This window comes from Rhodocyclus tenuis, assembly GCF_014197755.1.
Lineage (GTDB): Bacteria > Pseudomonadota > Gammaproteobacteria > Burkholderiales > Rhodocyclaceae > Rhodocyclus > Rhodocyclus tenuis.
In genome coordinates this window covers 138643-153977 of the sequence record NZ_JACIGE010000008.1, presented here as the reverse complement: position 1 = coordinate 153977, position 15335 = coordinate 138643, and the positions used below count along the sequence as shown (strand labels likewise).

The window sequence follows — 15335 nt, the reverse complement described above, 5'->3', positions numbered from 1 at the left end:
GCACAGGGTTCGCAAATTTGAAGCGTCTTCTCCTCCTGTTCGCGATTACATTTCTTGGTGCCTGCGGCGACAGCGAGAACGCTCCCTTACGCCATGCGCACGAACTGCGCGTACTGACGCATGAAGGACCGACCACGCATATGGCCGACGACGGCCTCGGCACCGCCGGTTTTGAACACGATCTGGCGCAGATGTTTGCCGAAGAAGCAGGAATACCCTTGCGCCTCATCGTCGCCAGCGACGAAGCCGATGTCCGGCGCCGGCTGCAGCAGGACGAAGCGCATCTGGCGGCAGCCTGGCTCACCCCCGACGATGACGGCAGCTTGCGCGCCAGCCGCCCCTACGCCGAGAGTGTGAGCATTCTGGTGACGCACGAAGCCTCGCTGCCGATTTCCGACATTGCATCGCTCAACGGCAAGACGGTGCACGTTCTCGCCGATTCACGCCAGGCAGTCATCCTGCGCGAATTGAAGGCAACGCTGCCGAAGCTGACGGTCCGCGAAGACACTTCGGCGAGCGCTCTCGATCTCCTGGAAGCCGTTGCCGGACGACGTTACGCCGCCGTGCTCGTCGATCGCGCGGCGTATGACATCGCCGCCAATTTCTACCCTGAGCTGATCGGCGACCTGGAACTGGGCAGCGAACGACCGATTTCCTGGCTGTTCGCCCCTGGTACCGATGCCAAGCTGATCGCCAAGGTCGACGCCTTTCTTGCACGCATCACGGAAGACGGCACACTCGACCGCTTGAAAGACCGCTACTTCGGCCATGTCGAGCGCCTCGATCAGAAAGACATTCAGCATTTCATCGAAAGCATCCGCTCCGTTCTGCCCGAGTACCGGGGACTCTTTCAGGAAGCGCAGGCACGCTCAGGCATCGACTGGCGCTTGCTCGCCGCGCTGGCGTATCAGGAATCGCAATGGAACCCTCTCGCCACCAGCCCGACCGGCGTGCGCGGCATGATGATGCTGACGACGGACACCGCCGACCGCCTGCGCGTGAGCAACCGGCTCAATGCCCGGCAGAGCATCTTCGCCGGCGCACGCTACCTCGCCGAATTGCGCGACGCCTTGCCGCGCTCGATACGCGAACCAGATCGGCTGTGGCTGGCGATTGCCGCCTACAACCTCGGCGCCGGCCATCTCAACGGCGCGCGCAGTCTGGCGCCGGGCATGAACGCCGACCCTGATTCCTGGTACGAAATGAAGAAGGTACTGCCGCAGCTGTCGCGCCCGGAAATTTACCGCCGTTTGAAGTCGGGCAAGGCGCGCGGCGGCGAGGCGGTGATTCTGGTCGAGAACGTTCGCATTTACGCCGACATCCTCGCCCGTCACGAACGTCCGTCGCGCTCGCTCGACATGCCGGAAGCCGAACTCGACAGCGACGGCCCGACGCTGCGCGTGCCCTAGGCTTCAGCCCGGAGCCGCTGTCGCTGCCGGCGGAACGCCGCTGCGCCGACGCTGATCAGCGATCCCCGTCGGCGCGCAAGCGCAAACGGACAACTCAGGCGCCGATACGCTCGCAGCCGCCGAGATAGGGACGCAAGGCAGCCGGCACGCTGATGCTGCCGTCGGCGTTCTGGCAGTTCTCGAGAATCGCCACCAGCGTGCGACCGACGGCCAGCCCCGAACCGTTGAGCGTGTGCACCAGTTCCGGCTTGCTCTTCTCGCTGCGGAAACGCGCCTGCATGCGCCGCGCCTGGAAGGAATCGAAGCTCGAGCACGAGGAAATCTCGCGGTAGGTGTTCTGCGCCGGCAGCCAGACTTCGAGATCGTAGGTTTTCGCCGACGAGAAACCCATGTCGCCGGTGCACAGCAGGACACGGCGGTAAGGCAGCTCAAGGCGCTCGAGGATGATCTCGGCGTGGCGGGTCAGTGCCTCGTGCGCTGCTTCCGACTGCTCGGGAGTCACCACCTGCACCAGCTCGACCTTGTCGAACTGGTGCTGACGGATCATGCCGCGCGTATCGCGGCCATAGGAACCGGCTTCGGAGCGAAAGCACGGCGTGTGGCAGACGAACTTCAGCGGCAGCGCTTCGCGTGCGAGGATTTCGCCACGCACGATGTTCGTCACCGGCACTTCCGCCGTCGGGATGAGATAGAGCGGTTCGCCCTCGCCTGCCTCTTCGCCCTCAGCTCCCGCCGCCTTCTGCCGCGGCACGCGGAACAGATCCTCCTCGAACTTGGGCAGCTGACCGGTTCCGAACAGGCTGGCGGAATTCACCAGATACGGCGCGTAGAGCTCAGTATAGCCATGCTCCTGCGTGTGCACGTCAAGCATGAACTGCGCGAGCGCGCGGTGCAGACGCGCCAGCGGTCCCTTGAGCAGCGAGAAGCGCGCACCGGTGATCTTCACCGCCGTGGCGAAGTCGAGCTGGCCGAGCGCTTCGCCGAGATCGACGTGATCCTTGACCGGAAAATCGAAGGCGCGCGGCGTTCCCCAGCGATGCACTTCGACGTTGTCCTGCTCGCTGCGGCCGACCGGAACGCTCGGATGCGGCAGATTGGGAATGGCGGCGACGATGGCGTCGAGCTGCGGCAGCAGTTCAGTGAGGCGCGCTTCGCTGGCTTCGAGCTCGGCTTTCAGCGCCGCCACTTCGGCCATCAATGCCGACGCGTCGCCGCCCTTGGCCTTGCACTGGCCGATCTCCTTGGAAATCGCGTTACGCCGCGCCTGCAGCTCCTGTGTGCGTGCCTGCAGCGACTTGCGCTCGTTTTCGAGGGCGACGAAGTCGCTGAAATCCCAGTCCTTGCCGCGGGTTGCCAGACGGGAGGCAACCTCGTCGAGCTTGTTTCTGAGCAGTTGAATGTCGAGCATGATCAGTCCTTGTGTCTTGCCTGCCGGTCGAGTTCGCGCAGCTGCACGAGTTTCTCGCCGATACGTATTTCCAGCCCGCGATCGCTCGGGCGATACCATTCGCTCGGCGGCATGCCTTCGGGGAAGTAGTTTTCGCCAGCGGCATAGGCGTCCGCCTCGTCGTGCGCGTAGCGGTAGTCCTTGCCGTAGCCGAGATCCTTCATCAGCCGCGTCGGTGCGTTGCGCAGGTGCAGCGGCACCGGTCGCGAACCGTCCTTGCCGATGAAGGCGCGGGCGGCATTATAAGCGACGTAGGCCGCATTCGATTTCGCCGCCATCGCCAGATAGATGACCACCTCGGCCAGCGCCAGCTCGCCCTCGGGCGAGCCGAGGCGCTCGTAGGTCTCGGCGGCGGCAAGCGCCAGCTGCGCTGCGCGCGGATCGGCCAGACCGATATCTTCCCAGGCCATGCGTACCAGCCGGCGCGCGAGGTAACGCGGGTCGGCGCCACCGTCGAGCATGCGGCAGAACCAGTACAGCGCCGCATCTGGGTTCGAACCGCGCACCGATTTATGCAGTGCCGAGATCTGGTCGTAGAACGCCTCGCCGCCCTTGTCGAAGCGACGCAGGCTCTGCGCCAGCGTGTTGTCGACGAAAGCGCCGTCAATCTTGTTGATGGCCGCCGTCTGCGCCGCCGTCCGCGTCTGTTCGAGCACGTTGATCAGGCGGCGCGCATCGCCGTCGGCGAAACCGATCAGACGGGAACGCGCCTCTTCGGCAAATACCAATCCGGGCAAGGCAAGACGACAGGCGCGCGAGAAAAGCTCGCCGAGTTCGTCCTCTGACAGAGGATTGAGCACATAGACGGCAGCCCGTGACAACAAGGCGGAATTGACCTCGAACGAGGGGTTCTCGGTTGTCGCGCCGACGAATGTGATAAGCCCGGCCTCGACGTAGGGTAGAAAAGCGTCCTGCTGCCCCTTGTTGAAGCGATGCACTTCGTCGACAAACAGGATCGTTCGCCGTCCGCTGCGCGCACGCGCCGTCTCGGCCGCCACCAGCGCCTCGCGGATATCCTTGACGCCGGAAAAAACCGCCGACAGCGCGATGAAATCGGCTTCGAAGGACTTGGCCATCAGCCGCGCCAACGTCGTCTTGCCGACCCCCGGCGGTCCCCACAGGATCAGCGAATGCGGCTTGCCCGAACTGAAGGCGAGACGCAAGGGCTTGCCCGGGCCGAGCAGATGCTGCTGACCGATCACCTCGTCGAGCGTCTGCGGACGCAGCAACTCGGCGAGCGGCGCCAGCTCGGGAGATTTTTCCGCAGCAACGCCCGCCGCGGCGGCCTTGGCCGCCGCCGGTGACTGCCCGAAGAGGTCGCTGGCTTCGTCGCTCAAGGCTTCAGTCGCCGATGACGTCGTTGCCCGGCGGCGCGCTGAAGCGGAACAGCGTCGGCGCCAGCGCCGGATTGCGTTCAAAGCGGAAGAAGCGCAGTTGTGTCGTCTGCCCGAAGTTGTCGAACAGCTCCATCGCGCGCAGATCGTTGCCGGCAAAGCCGATGCGCAGGCGGTCGAAACCGCTGTCGGCGGCGAGCGGTGTCGCTTCGACCCATTCCAGTCCATCCGTCGTGCCAGCTTCCTTGAGCGCAAAGCGCTTCTCCAGCACGCCCTCACCTGCGAGCAGCGCCGCCGGTGTGCTGCCGAGCGCGTCGCCCATGCGGCGGACGGTCACCTGCCGCAGATCGGGGTCGTGCATCCAGACGCGCGTGCCGTCGCCGACGAGCAATTGGGCATAGGGCTTGTCGATCTGCCAGCGGAACTTGCCCGGCCGCGCAAACATCATCACGCCCGACGACTGCTGCCGGCTGCGGCCATCACGCGAGACGACCTGCTGTGTGAAATCCGCACGCATGCTTTTCGTCGAATCGAGAAACTGGTGCAACTTGTCGATTGCCGCGGCCTGTGCACCGGCGGCAAAACCGAGCAGGCCGGCGGCGAACACGCCAAGGGCCAGAAATCTGCGCAACTGCATTACTCCTCCGTTCTGCGCGCCAGCACTTCGCGGCCGCCGCGCCCATCCATTGCCGACACCAGGCCGGCCTTTTCCATCGCTTCGATCAACCGCGCCGAACGGTTGTAACCGATGCGCAGATGCCGCTGCACCAGCGAAATCGACGCCCGCCGGTTCTTCAGCACCACCTCGACCGCCTGGTCGTAAAGCGGGTCAGCCTCGGCATCACCGGCATCGCCGCCCCCGGTGCCGCCCTCGCCGCCCTCGCCATCGTCGTCGAGTCCGGCGCCGTTGAGCACGCCGTCAACGTAATCGGGCGGTCCGGCCTTCTTCAGGTAATCGACGACGTGATGCACCTCCTCGTCGGCGACGAAGGCGCCATGCACGCGCGTCGGATAGCCGGTTCCCGGCGCCAGATAGAGCATGTCACCCTGACCGAGCAGCGCCTCGGCACCCATCTGATCGAGGATGGTGCGCGAATCGATCTTCGACGACACCTGGAAGGAAATCCGCGTCGGAATATTGGCCTTGATCAGGCCGGTGATGACGTCGACCGACGGCCGCTGCGTTGCCAGCACGAGGTGAATACCCGAGGCGCGGGCCTTCTGCGCCAGCCGGGCGATCAGTTCCTCGACCTTCTTGCCGGCGACCATCATCAGGTCGGCCAGTTCGTCGATGACGACGACGATGAACGGCATCGCCGTCAGCGGCTCGGGCGTTTCCGGCGTCAGCGACAGCGGGTTGGGCAGCTTTTCGCCAGCCTTCTCCGCCTCGCGAATGCGCAGGTTGAGGCCGGCGATATTGCGCACGCCCATCGCCGACATCAGTTTGTAGCGCCGCTCCATCTCGGCCACGCACCACGACAGCGCGTTGGCTGCCTGCTTCATGTCGACAACCACCGGCGCCAGCAGGTGCGGGATGCCCTCGTAGATCGACAGTTCGAGCATCTTCGGGTCGACCAGGATCAGACGGACGCGGTCGGGTTCGGACTTGTAAAGCAAGGACAGGATCATCGCGTTGATGCCGACCGACTTGCCCGAGCCGGTGGTGCCGGCGACCAGTACGTGCGGCATCTTGGCCAGATCGACAACCACCGGCTGGCCGCCGATGTCCTTGCCGAGCGTGATCGTCAGTGGCGACACCTGATCGTGGTAAGCCTTGCTCGAGATGATTTCCGACAGACGGACCATCTGCCGGCGCGGATTGGGCAGTTCGAGCGCCATGCACGACTTGCCCGGCACCGTCTCGACGACGCGGATCGACACCAGCGACAGCGAACGCGCCAGATCCTTGGCCAGGTTGACGATCTGCGCGCCCTTCACGCCGACCGCGGGATCAATCTCGTAACGCGTGATCACCGGCCCCGGATACGCGGCCAGCACCTGCACGATGACGCCGAAGTCGGCCAGTTTGCGCTCGATCAGCCGCGAAGTGAATTCGAGCGTATCGGCCCCCGGGCGTTCGGTCTGCGCCGGCGCCGGTTCGAGCAGATGCAGCGGCGGCAGCAGACCTCCGATGATCGCCTCGGGGAACAGCGGCACCTGCCGCTCACGTTCGATACGCTTCTCGACCTTGGCCGAAACCGGCGGCGGTGGCGGCGGCGTGCTGTCGATATAGACCGGCTCGTGAGTCTCGACGCGCTTCTTCTCGACTTCGACGACGGCTTCGCGGCTGCGCGCCGTTTCGCGGCCGATACGCCGGTCGCGCCAGCGTTCGATCGCGTCGCGAATACCAAAGAAGCCCAATTCGAGCAGCGCGCCGAAACGCTCGGCGGCGTTGAGCCAGGACATGCCGGTGAATAGGCTCCAGCTGACGAAGAAAGCTGCAACCAGCGCCAGGGTGGCGCCGGTATAGCCCAGATAATGGGCTGCCGCAGTGCCCACCTCGATCCCGAGCATGCCGCCGGGCGCCAGCGGCAGCGCCACCTGCAGCGAGTGGAAACGCAGCGACTCAAGCGCGCAGCTGGCGACGAGAACGACGGCAAAGCCTCCCAGTGCGATCAGCAACGGCCGCCGGTCGGCGCTGCGCAAACCGTCGAGGCGGCGGTAGCCTCGCCAGACCAGCACGACAAACAGGAAGATCCACCACCAGGCGGAAACACCGAACAGGTAGAGCAGCAGGTCGGCCAGCCAGGCACCGGCACGTCCTGTCGGATTGTGCAGGCTCGTCAGCGGCGCCGCGTGCGACCAGCCCGGATCGCCGCGGTCGTAACCCCACAGGGCGAGCGCGATGAAGGCAGCCAGCGCCACCAGCGCCAGCCAGCGCGACTCCTGCAGCACCAGCACGATCTTCTCCGGCAACGGGCTGGGAGGTGCCGCTTCGGTACGCTTTGAATTCCTTGAGGACGAAGCCATCGGCAGCTTAGATCGGGGTTCCCGGAAAAAGACAAGGAGGCAGTAGGCCGCTCGCCGGAGCGCAACGACAACCGGCAACTGCCTACACCAACAAGGAACCGATTATAGCCGGCCGATCCCGGCCGGTCTGCGCTCAGTCGGCGTTGAGAACGATACGCCCCGGTTCGACGCGGATATAGCCGGCGATCTCCAGATCCTTCATCACCCGACTGACCATCTCGCGTGAAGCGCCGATCATCTTCGCCATATCCTGCTTGGTCACCTTGCGCCGGATGACGCGAACACCGGACTCCAGCTCTGAAAAATCAAGCAGCAACTTGGCAACACGGCCGTAAACGTCCATCAGCGCCAGACTCTCGATCTTGCGATCCGCCTGCCGCAAGCGACGCACCAGGCTTTTCATGATGTTCAGCGCGATATCCGAATCGGCGGCAAGACAGCGCTTGAAATCCGCCTTGGCGATGACCAGCAACTCGCAGGGCTGTTCGGCGACGACATCGGCAGAACGCGGACTGTCGTCGATCAGACCCATTTCGCCGAAGAATTCGCCGGGGCCCAGCAGCGTCAGGATGACTTCGCGCCCTTCGGCGTCGCTGTTGCACACCTTCGCGCCACCACTGACGAGCACATACAAGGCATCGGTGGCCTCGCCGGCGCGAACGATGATCGTACTGCGCGGCACCTTGCGCTGCCGGGCAATGCGCGCAATCTCTGCCAGTTGTGCATCGGCAACACCGTTGAAGATCGGGATATTGCGCAACAGCGTCAAACTCGGTGCCACACGGCGAAACTCGTTGTCAGCTTGCATCAACCGCCTCGCATCGGAACATGCCGGATTGATCGAAAAGGCTGCGCGATTATAACCGGACCACCGCGCACCGCCGCATGCCGCGCGACAGGGAAGGGCGAAAAAAACCCCGCAGCCGTGAGGCTGCGGGGTCAGGCTTGGGGCGACATACCGGGATCGAACCGGTGACACCTGGAATCACAATAAAAAATACCAAACAATTAAATCACCAGCATTTGCAACGCTTAAACGGTGATTTATAATAAATAAAACGGCACTCCGGGACAAAACGGGGACACTAGGAAAACGACGATGGCGACCTTCGAGCAGCGAGAATCGGGGTATTGGCAGGCAAAAATACGCCGAAAAGGACACCCAACGCAGAGTCGGACATTTGCCACCAAGAAAGATGCTGAGGCATGGGCTCGCGATGTCGAGTCGAAGATGGATAGATCTGTTTTCGTCGACATGCGCGAAGCCGAAGAGATGACGCTGCACGCGGCACTCGACCGCTACGAACGCGAAGTGACCGTCACAAAACGCGGGAAGGACGTCGAGGCGTACCGCATTGCGGCCTGGCAGGCACAGAAGTTGGCCTGCAAAAGCCTTGCAGCCTTGCGGGGATCCGACTTCGCAGCGTACCGCGACGCCCGCCTGAAAGCTGGCGTCGCGGCGTCGACGGTCCAGATAGAGCTAGCCTTGGTCTCCCACCTATTCACAACAGCACGGCGGGAATGGGGGATGGAAGGCTTGCAAAACCCGCTCTCAGCGGTGCGCAAGCCCGTCGCTGCTAATGCCAGGGACAGGTCGTTTATTGACGACGAGGAGGCGCGATTGCTCGCCGCGTGCGCGCCACAAGCACGGACCGCCGGCAAGTTCGCCGGTGGCGCGCAGTCCCAGTTCTTGCGTCCGGCCGTCGAATTTGCACTGGCGACCGCGATGCGCCAGGGCGAAATTGCTGATCTCCTCTGGGAAAATGTCGATCTGCAAAACCGTGTCGCTCGGCTGCCGCTGACGAAAAACGGCAGCGCCAGAGCAGTCCCGCTGTCCAGTGCTGCTGTCGCGATTTTGCGGGCGCTCAAGGAGGGCTCCAGCGACGACGGGAGCAACGTCAAGCCACTACCGAAAGGTCCGGTTTTCCGCACATCGGCCAACGCACTGAAAATTGGATTCATCCGCGCGGTGAAACGCGCCAGGGCGATGTACGAAAAGGAGTGCGCGGAGCGCCGCGAGCATCCGGATCCGCGGATGCTGGTCGACCTGCATTTTCACGACTTATGTAATCCTATAAAAATGTTGCGCATTGCCTCTATTCCCATATTCAGGATGTTCGACGACACGCAACATTTTTACTGTGGCGTATTGATGAAAAATCGCGTCGGCCTGACCGGATCAAATTGATCCACTCCTTGACTCGACACAGGTTTTGGCAACTGGTAGGTCGTCGGCCAAAGCAGTCACTCACAGCAGCAACTGAGGGAGTCCGCTTTAGGCAGAACTCAGTCAGTTTCGATCGGGGGGCTAAATGGTGGTGACCAACGAAGACCGGTCATTGCAGTGCGACGGCCAGTGCCGAAAGTTTCAGCCTTGACACCGGTCATTCGATTGAATCGCCCCGGGTTTTGCGGAGGCTCCAGTCTTTGAGAAGATGGAGCCATGATGAGACAGAAACCGACGAAGTACTCCCCAGAAGTTCGTGAGCGCGCCGTGCGCATGGTGTTCGAGTCGCGAGGCGATTACGGGTCACAGTGGGCGGCCATCGAATCGATCGCTGCCAAGATTGGTTGCAGCGCGCAAACGCAGTGCAACTGGGTGCGCCAGTTCGAGCGTGATACTGGCCAGCGCGACGGTGTGACCAGCGCCGACGCGGCGCGCATCAAGGCACTGGAACGCGAGAATCGCGAGCTGAAGAAGGCCAACAAGATCCTGCCTGCGGCTGGCAAGCGCGTTTTTCGCCCAGGCGGAGCTCGACCGCCGCTTCGAATCGTGAGGGCCTTCATCGACGAACACCGGGAACGTCTCGGGGTCGAGCCGATCTGCAAAGCCTTGCAGGTTGCCCCGTCCGCGTATCGGCGCCATGCCGCACGACGACGCCATCCGGAACTTCGCTGCGTGCGGGACCGGCGTGACGAAGTGTTGGGTGAACAGGTCGAACGTGTCTGGCAGGTCAACCTTCAGGTCTATGGCGCCGACAAGGTGTGGCGGCAACTCAATCGCGAAGGCATCCCGGTCGCCCGCTGCACGGTCGAGCGGCTCATGCGTCGGCAAGGCTTGCGTGGCGCGATGCGGGGCAAGCCGGTGCGCACCACGCGCCCCGACCCGTCTGCTCCGTGCCCACTGGATCGGGTCAATCGCCAGTTCGCTGCCGTCCGGCCCAACCCGTTGTGGGTTTCCGATTTCACCTACGTCTCGACCTGGCAGGGCTTCGTCTATGTCGCCTTCGTCATCGATGTGTTCGCGCGCTTCATCGTCGGCTGGCGGGTCAGCTGCAGCATGCACACCGATTTCGTTCTCGATGCGCTGGAGCAGGCGCTGTATGCCCGACAGCCGGACCGCAACACGCTGATCCACCACAGCGACCGCGGCGCGCAGTACGTCTCGATCCGCTACTCCGAGCGCCTGGCGCAAGCCGGCATCGAACCTTCGGTGGGCAGCAAGGGCGACAGCTACGACAACGCGCTGGCCGAGACCATCAACGGCCTGTACAAGGCCGAGGTGATTCACCGCCGTGGGCCATGGAAGAACAAGGAATCCGTCGAGCTCGCCACGCTCGAATGGGTCTCATGGTTCAATCATCATCGATTGCTTGAGCCCATCGGCTATATCCCTCCTGCCGAAGCTGAGGCACTCTACTACCGCAGTCACCGCGAGCAGGCCATCACCGCCTGACTCAAACCAAATGGCCTCCGCGATTTCCGGGGCGACTCAATCTAACGCATCAAGTTGAAAAGTGCAGAATCGCACTGACCAGACCACCAATTCTCATCGGGGTTGACCAGGCAATCGCATTCGACCTGACCGGGCGAGCTCCAGGGACATCGTCGTTGGAAACTTTATAGTTGGGTTCCAATCAGTACTTTCCGTGGTCTCGGATCGGCGAAGCCGAACGAGCCAGGCGACGAGCGGAGCGCGGCAGAGTTAGATCGATCTTGAGTTGAACTACCGCTCCCGCCCCGCCTCATGCCAAGCCTTCCTCACCGGTGAGAGCAGATACTCCATCACCGTCCGGTCACCCAGTTTGATCTCAGCATTGGTCTGCATCCCGGCCGAGAGAGAGAAAAGCTTCTCGTCCATCTCCAGACTCATCTGCTTGAGCGCAACGAGCGCCTTGTAGTGTAGCGGGTTCTTCTTCGCGGGATCGGTCTGGGTGTTGCCGTTGCCGGTATTGTTGTCGGCCGCATCGGCACTGACATGTTCGACCGTGCCTTCGACCATGCCGTATTTCTGGAACGGGAAAGCCGCGAACTTAAGTTTGACCGGCTGCCCCTGGCGTACAAAGCCGATGTCTTCATTACTGACCCAAACCTCGGCGCGCAGGATTTCATCTTGCGGTACCAGTGTCAGCAATACGGTACCGGGTTGGACGACGGTACCGGTAGTATGGGTGGCGAGATCCTTCACCACCCCAGCCTGTGGTGCCTTGAGTTCAAGCAAATCCTGCTTGTGCGCCTGCTTGGTTACTTCCTGCGCCAGTTTGTCGAATTGCCCTTGAATGTCATTGCGCTCAGCATGAAGTTGCCGGCGATAGTCGGAATCGATCTGGGCCAACTTCTTCTCCGATTGGAGCATGCTGGCTCTGGCCGACTCGATGACGAAGGCTTGAGTTTGCAGTTCCTGTTCTTTTTCGACTCGTTCGCGTTTCTTGTCGCTGCCCATCAGTGAACTGGCATAGCCATCCTTGACTAGCTTCTCGTAGGCTTTGTCCTGCTCCCGGTAATGCGGCAAGGTGTCTTCGAGTTTGCGTTTGATCTGCTCGGCAGCGGCCAATTCCTGTTTGGCCTTGCTCAGCCGGGAGCGCTCTTCGGCGAGGGCCGCCTCGAAGGATGTACGATTGGCCCGGTATTGGGCATTGATCTCTTGGGCCAGGTCGGATGGGTCGCTGGCTTCCGTCTTGAACGGGGTGCCCGACAATTCAGCCTGTATCCGACGTAGTGCCAGGCGCTTGCGCTGGTAGTCGGCATCGATGGATTTGGTATCGGCTTCGCTGATCAATGCATCCATGCGCATTAATACCTGACCGGCTTTGACGCTTTGCCCTTCCCGGACCAGGATGTCCTTGACGATACCCGATTCGGCCGGCTGGACGATCTTGACGTAGCTTTCGGGGATGAGCTTGCCTTCGGCGACGGCCACGATGTCGAGGCGGCCGAGAAAGGCCCAGAGTAACAACGCAGCCAGGAGGCTGAGCAGTAGCCACAACACCTTGCGGCCGAGGGGATTGGGCGGGGCGTCCTGAAGACGCAACAGGGGTGGCGAGAAATCGAGGGGATCGACTTCGTTCGTGGGGAACATCGATTTCATCGGATGTGTTTCAAATGAGTGAAGGACAAGGGCGGCGCTGCCGCCGCCCTTGTCCTAGGCGCAGCTCTTACGACAGACGTACCGAGCCGGTCTGCAAGCCTGCCAGCGGAGTCAGGGGCTGGGCGTTGGTGCTCAGATTGGCATCCGACAAGGTGGCCAGAGCGGGTGTCACCCCGATACCGGCCAGCGTCCCGCTCTTGCCGTACTGGTAAGCCAGATCGCCACCCAGCGCAGTTGTATCGGAACCAGCCAACTGGAAGCTGGCCAAGGCATTGGTCAGCGCCCAACTGGTCAGGCTGGGAGTGGCAGCCAAAGCGGCGTCGAAGGCGACTGCCAGACCGGCAAAGTCGAAGTTCTCGACCTTCTGGTCTTTCAAAGGATCGCTACCGCCTTGCACAAATCCAGCCATGGCTTCGGCCATCACCTGCAGCTTGGCAACCGGCTTCGACGGGGTCGCCGCATACCAGTCCTTGAAGGTAATCTGGTCGGTCGAGCCGATCTTGAGCACGAGATCGTTGGTGGCCTTGGTGAAGGTCAGATCGGCATAGGTGATGCCGCCGCCCAGGGAGATGACGTCGCTACCGGTGCCGCCCGTGGCAAAGGAGTCTTGGCCATCGCCCTTGTTGAACAGGATGATGTCGTTGCCGCCAGCCGTGGTGTAGATATCGTTGCCTTGGCCACCAAGGAAGATTTCCGCGCTAGCACCGCCGGTCATGGTATCCGCACCCCAACCACCATTGAACAAGGCTGTCCCGGACGTATCGGTGAGAATGTCATTGCCATCGCCACCTTCGAGAATGTCGTTACCGGCGCCACCTGTCAGGGTATTAGCGTAGTTATTGCCACGGATCAGGTTGCCTAGATCGTTGCCATTGCCATTAAGACTGCCATATCCATTGGTCAGCACGAGTGCCTCTGCATTGGCTGCCAGAGTCAGCGTCACGGTCGTATTGACGACATCGACCCCCTCTCCTGCCAATTCAGTCACGATATCGGATGTGCTATCGACGTAGTAAATGTCGTCACCGGCACCGCCGATCATTGTGTCGTAGCCGCTGCCGCCATTGAGGGTGTCGTTTCCGGCGCCACCCGTCAGTACGTTGTTATAGCTGTTGCCGGTCAACACATTGTCCAGGGTATTACCGGTACCGTTGATGGCGCTGTAACCGGTCAGCGTAAGATTCTCGACATTGTTACAGAGAACGTAGCTGATACTCGACTGAACGATATCGACGCCTTCACCGGCGTTTTCGACAACGACATCCCCTGCGTTATCGACCACATAAGTGTCATTGCCGACACCACCGATCAAGTTGTCCGCGCCTGTGCCGCCATCAAGGGTATCGTTGCCGCTGCCCCCGCTGAACGTATTGGCCAGTGCGTTGCCGACAAGCACGTTGTCCAGTGCATTGCCGGTTCCATTGGTGGCAACGGTGCCAGTCAGGGTCAGGTTCTCAAGGTTGCTCGCCAGAACATACGAGAACGATGCCTTGATGATATCTATTCCTTCTCCGGCATTCTCGATCACGACATCAGCATCAGCGGGGACGTCGAGGATATAGGTGTCGTTCCCGGCACCGCCGATCAGCGTGTCGGCTCCGGCTCCACCATCCAGCGTATCGTTGCCTGTGCCGCCCGAAAGGGTATTCGCACCGGCATTCCCGGTGAGGATGTTGTCCAGCGCGTTGCCGGAGCCGTTCAAGTTGGCTGAGCCAGTCAGCAACAGATTCTCGACGTTGGCGCCCAAGGTATAGTCGAAACCGACTTGCACCCAATCCGAGCCAGCCCCTGAGTTTTCCACGATGACATCGCCAACGTTGTCGACCAGGTAGGTATCGTCTCCACCGCCGCCCGCCATCGTATCGGCGCCTGTGCCGCCATTCAGAATGTTGGCGTAGCTGTTGCCGGTCAGGATGTTAGCCAGGGCATTGCCTGTCCCATTGATGGATGATGTTCCGGTCAGGGTCAGGTTTTCCAGGTTGTCGCCAAGCGTGTAGGTGATGCTGGATTGCACGGTGTCCGTTCCTTCTCCAGCATTTTCAACAACAATATCGCCGACATTTTCGACCATGTAGGCGTCGTTACCTATGCCACCAAGCAGGTTGTCAGCACCTGCACCACCGTCGAGGGTGTCGTTGCCCACTCCGCCGGTTAGCGTGTTACCCGAGGCGTTACCGATCAGGATGTTATCCAGCGAATTGCCAGTACCATTGATTGCATCAGTGCCAATCAGGGTCAGGTTTTCCAGGTTGTCACACAGGGTGTAGGTGATGCTGGATTGAACGGTATCCGTACCTTCACCGGCATTTTCAACAACGACATCGCCAATGTTGTCGACCACATAGGTGTCGTTACCGGTTCCGCCCACTAGGGTATCGGAACCTAGCCAGCCATCGAGGGTATCGTTGCCGGCCAGGCCGGTCAGGGTATTGGCTGCGCTGTTGCCGGTCAGAACGTTGTCACCCGCAGTTCCGGTTCCGGTGGTCGCTTCCGTGCCTGTGAGAGTGAGGTTTTCCAGTGTGCTGGTCAGTGTGTAGGAAATACTGGAGCGGACTTCGTCTGCTCCTTCGTTGGCATTCTCGGCCACGAGGTCACCGGCGTTATCCACTACATAAACATCATTGCCCGCACCACCGGTCATGGTATCGGCACCTTCGAGGCCGTTGAGCCAATCGATGCCGGTCGTGCCCTGCATCGTGTCGGCGTTCATAGTACCAAGGACAGGTGCCAGGGTTAGCATCGGTGCCTTGAGCATCACGCTGGTGTCCCAGACGGTGCCGTCGGCGAACTCAATGCGCTCGACGCGAACAGCCGTGTTGCTCACCCAGCTCTGTACCCGGATGCTGTCTGTCGTACCGTTGATCGAC

General features: G+C 61.7%; 10 protein-coding genes and 1 other annotated feature. Of the genes, 3 read left to right on the top strand and 7 right to left on the bottom strand.

The window, feature by feature from the left end; all coding sequences use genetic code 11:
* Positions 1 to 17 precede the first annotated feature (17 nt).
* Positions 18 to 1409, top strand: a complete 1392-nt coding sequence (gene mltF, locus GGD90_RS11785; protein ID WP_184415139.1) for a membrane-bound lytic murein transglycosylase MltF — start codon at positions 18 to 20, stop codon at positions 1407 to 1409.
* A gap of 94 nt (positions 1410 to 1503) precedes the next feature.
* On the opposite strand, the gene serS is transcribed toward mltF, so the two are convergent.
* The 5 genes from serS to GGD90_RS11760 all read right to left on the bottom strand — a co-directional run bounded on the left by serS (position 1504) and on the right by GGD90_RS11760 (position 7968).
* A complete protein-coding gene (gene serS, locus GGD90_RS11780; RefSeq protein ID WP_153116881.1) occupies positions 1504 to 2817 on the bottom strand; it encodes a serine--tRNA ligase in 1314 nt (437 codons plus the stop codon).
* Between the two features lie 2 nt (positions 2818 to 2819).
* The gene (locus GGD90_RS11775; RefSeq protein ID WP_153116996.1) at positions 2820 to 4103 is read right to left on the bottom strand and encodes a replication-associated recombination protein A; all 1284 of its coding nucleotides are present in this window, start codon (positions 4101 to 4103) and stop codon (positions 2820 to 2822) included.
* A gap of 94 nt (positions 4104 to 4197) precedes the next feature.
* Positions 4198 to 4827: an outer membrane lipoprotein chaperone LolA gene (gene lolA, locus GGD90_RS11770; RefSeq protein WP_153116882.1), complete on the bottom strand. Its 630-nt coding sequence runs from the start codon at positions 4825 to 4827 to the stop codon at positions 4198 to 4200.
* Positions 4827 to 7160 carry a DNA translocase FtsK gene (locus tag GGD90_RS11765; protein ID WP_153116883.1) on the bottom strand — a complete coding sequence of 778 codons (2334 nt, stop codon included), beginning with the start codon at positions 7158 to 7160 and terminating at the stop codon, positions 4827 to 4829. Before GGD90_RS11765 ends, lolA begins: the two co-directional genes overlap by 1 nt.
* Before the next feature lie 133 nt (positions 7161 to 7293).
* A complete protein-coding gene (locus GGD90_RS11760; RefSeq protein WP_200383657.1) occupies positions 7294 to 7968 on the bottom strand; it encodes a Crp/Fnr family transcriptional regulator in 675 nt (224 codons plus the stop codon).
* A gap of 291 nt (positions 7969 to 8259) precedes the next feature.
* Between GGD90_RS11760 and GGD90_RS11755 the strand changes: the two genes are divergently transcribed.
* Both GGD90_RS11755 and GGD90_RS11750 read left to right on the top strand, forming a co-directional pair.
* A complete protein-coding gene (locus GGD90_RS11755) occupies positions 8260 to 9348 on the top strand; it encodes a tyrosine-type recombinase/integrase (protein ID WP_153116884.1) in 1089 nt (362 codons plus the stop codon).
* Positions 9349 to 9606: 258 nt separating this feature from the next.
* Positions 9607 to 10836, top strand: a complete 1230-nt coding sequence (locus GGD90_RS11750) for an IS3 family transposase (protein WP_153116998.1) — start codon at positions 9607 to 9609, stop codon at positions 10834 to 10836.
* Positions 9892 to 10008, top strand: a sequence feature (AL1L pseudoknot). Its footprint overlaps the gene before it by 117 nt.
* A 270-nt stretch (positions 10837 to 11106) precedes the next feature.
* On the opposite strand, the gene GGD90_RS11745 is transcribed toward GGD90_RS11750, so the two are convergent.
* Together GGD90_RS11745 and GGD90_RS11740 are read right to left on the bottom strand one after the other, a co-directional pair.
* The gene (locus GGD90_RS11745; RefSeq protein WP_153116885.1) at positions 11107 to 12468 is read right to left on the bottom strand and encodes an HlyD family type I secretion periplasmic adaptor subunit; all 1362 of its coding nucleotides are present in this window, start codon (positions 12466 to 12468) and stop codon (positions 11107 to 11109) included.
* A 67-nt stretch (positions 12469 to 12535) separates the two neighbouring features.
* A partial coding sequence (locus tag GGD90_RS11740; protein WP_325065988.1) for a calcium-binding protein occupies positions 12536 to 15335 on the bottom strand: 2800 nt, incomplete at its 5' end.

Excerpts from the sequence above, each read along its gene's own strand:
- lolA (WP_153116882.1), bottom strand. The coding sequence starts at position 4,827 with ATGCAGTTGCGCAGATTTCTGGCCCTTGGCGTGTTCGCCGCCGGCCTG.
- GGD90_RS11760 (WP_200383657.1), bottom strand. The coding sequence starts at position 7,968 with ATGCAAGCTGACAACGAGTTTCGCCGTGTGGCACCGAGTTTGACGCTG.
- GGD90_RS11745 (WP_153116885.1), bottom strand. The coding sequence starts at position 12,468 with ATGAAATCGATGTTCCCCACGAACGAAGTCGATCCCCTCGATTTCTCG.
- serS (WP_153116881.1), bottom strand. The coding sequence starts at position 2,817 with ATGCTCGACATTCAACTGCTCAGAAACAAGCTCGACGAGGTTGCCTCC.
- GGD90_RS11750 (WP_153116998.1), top strand. The coding sequence starts at position 9,607 with ATGAGACAGAAACCGACGAAGTACTCCCCAGAAGTTCGTGAGCGCGCC.
- GGD90_RS11755 (WP_153116884.1), top strand. The coding sequence starts at position 8,260 with ATGGCGACCTTCGAGCAGCGAGAATCGGGGTATTGGCAGGCAAAAATA.
- GGD90_RS11765 (WP_153116883.1), bottom strand. The coding sequence starts at position 7,160 with ATGGCTTCGTCCTCAAGGAATTCAAAGCGTACCGAAGCGGCACCTCCC.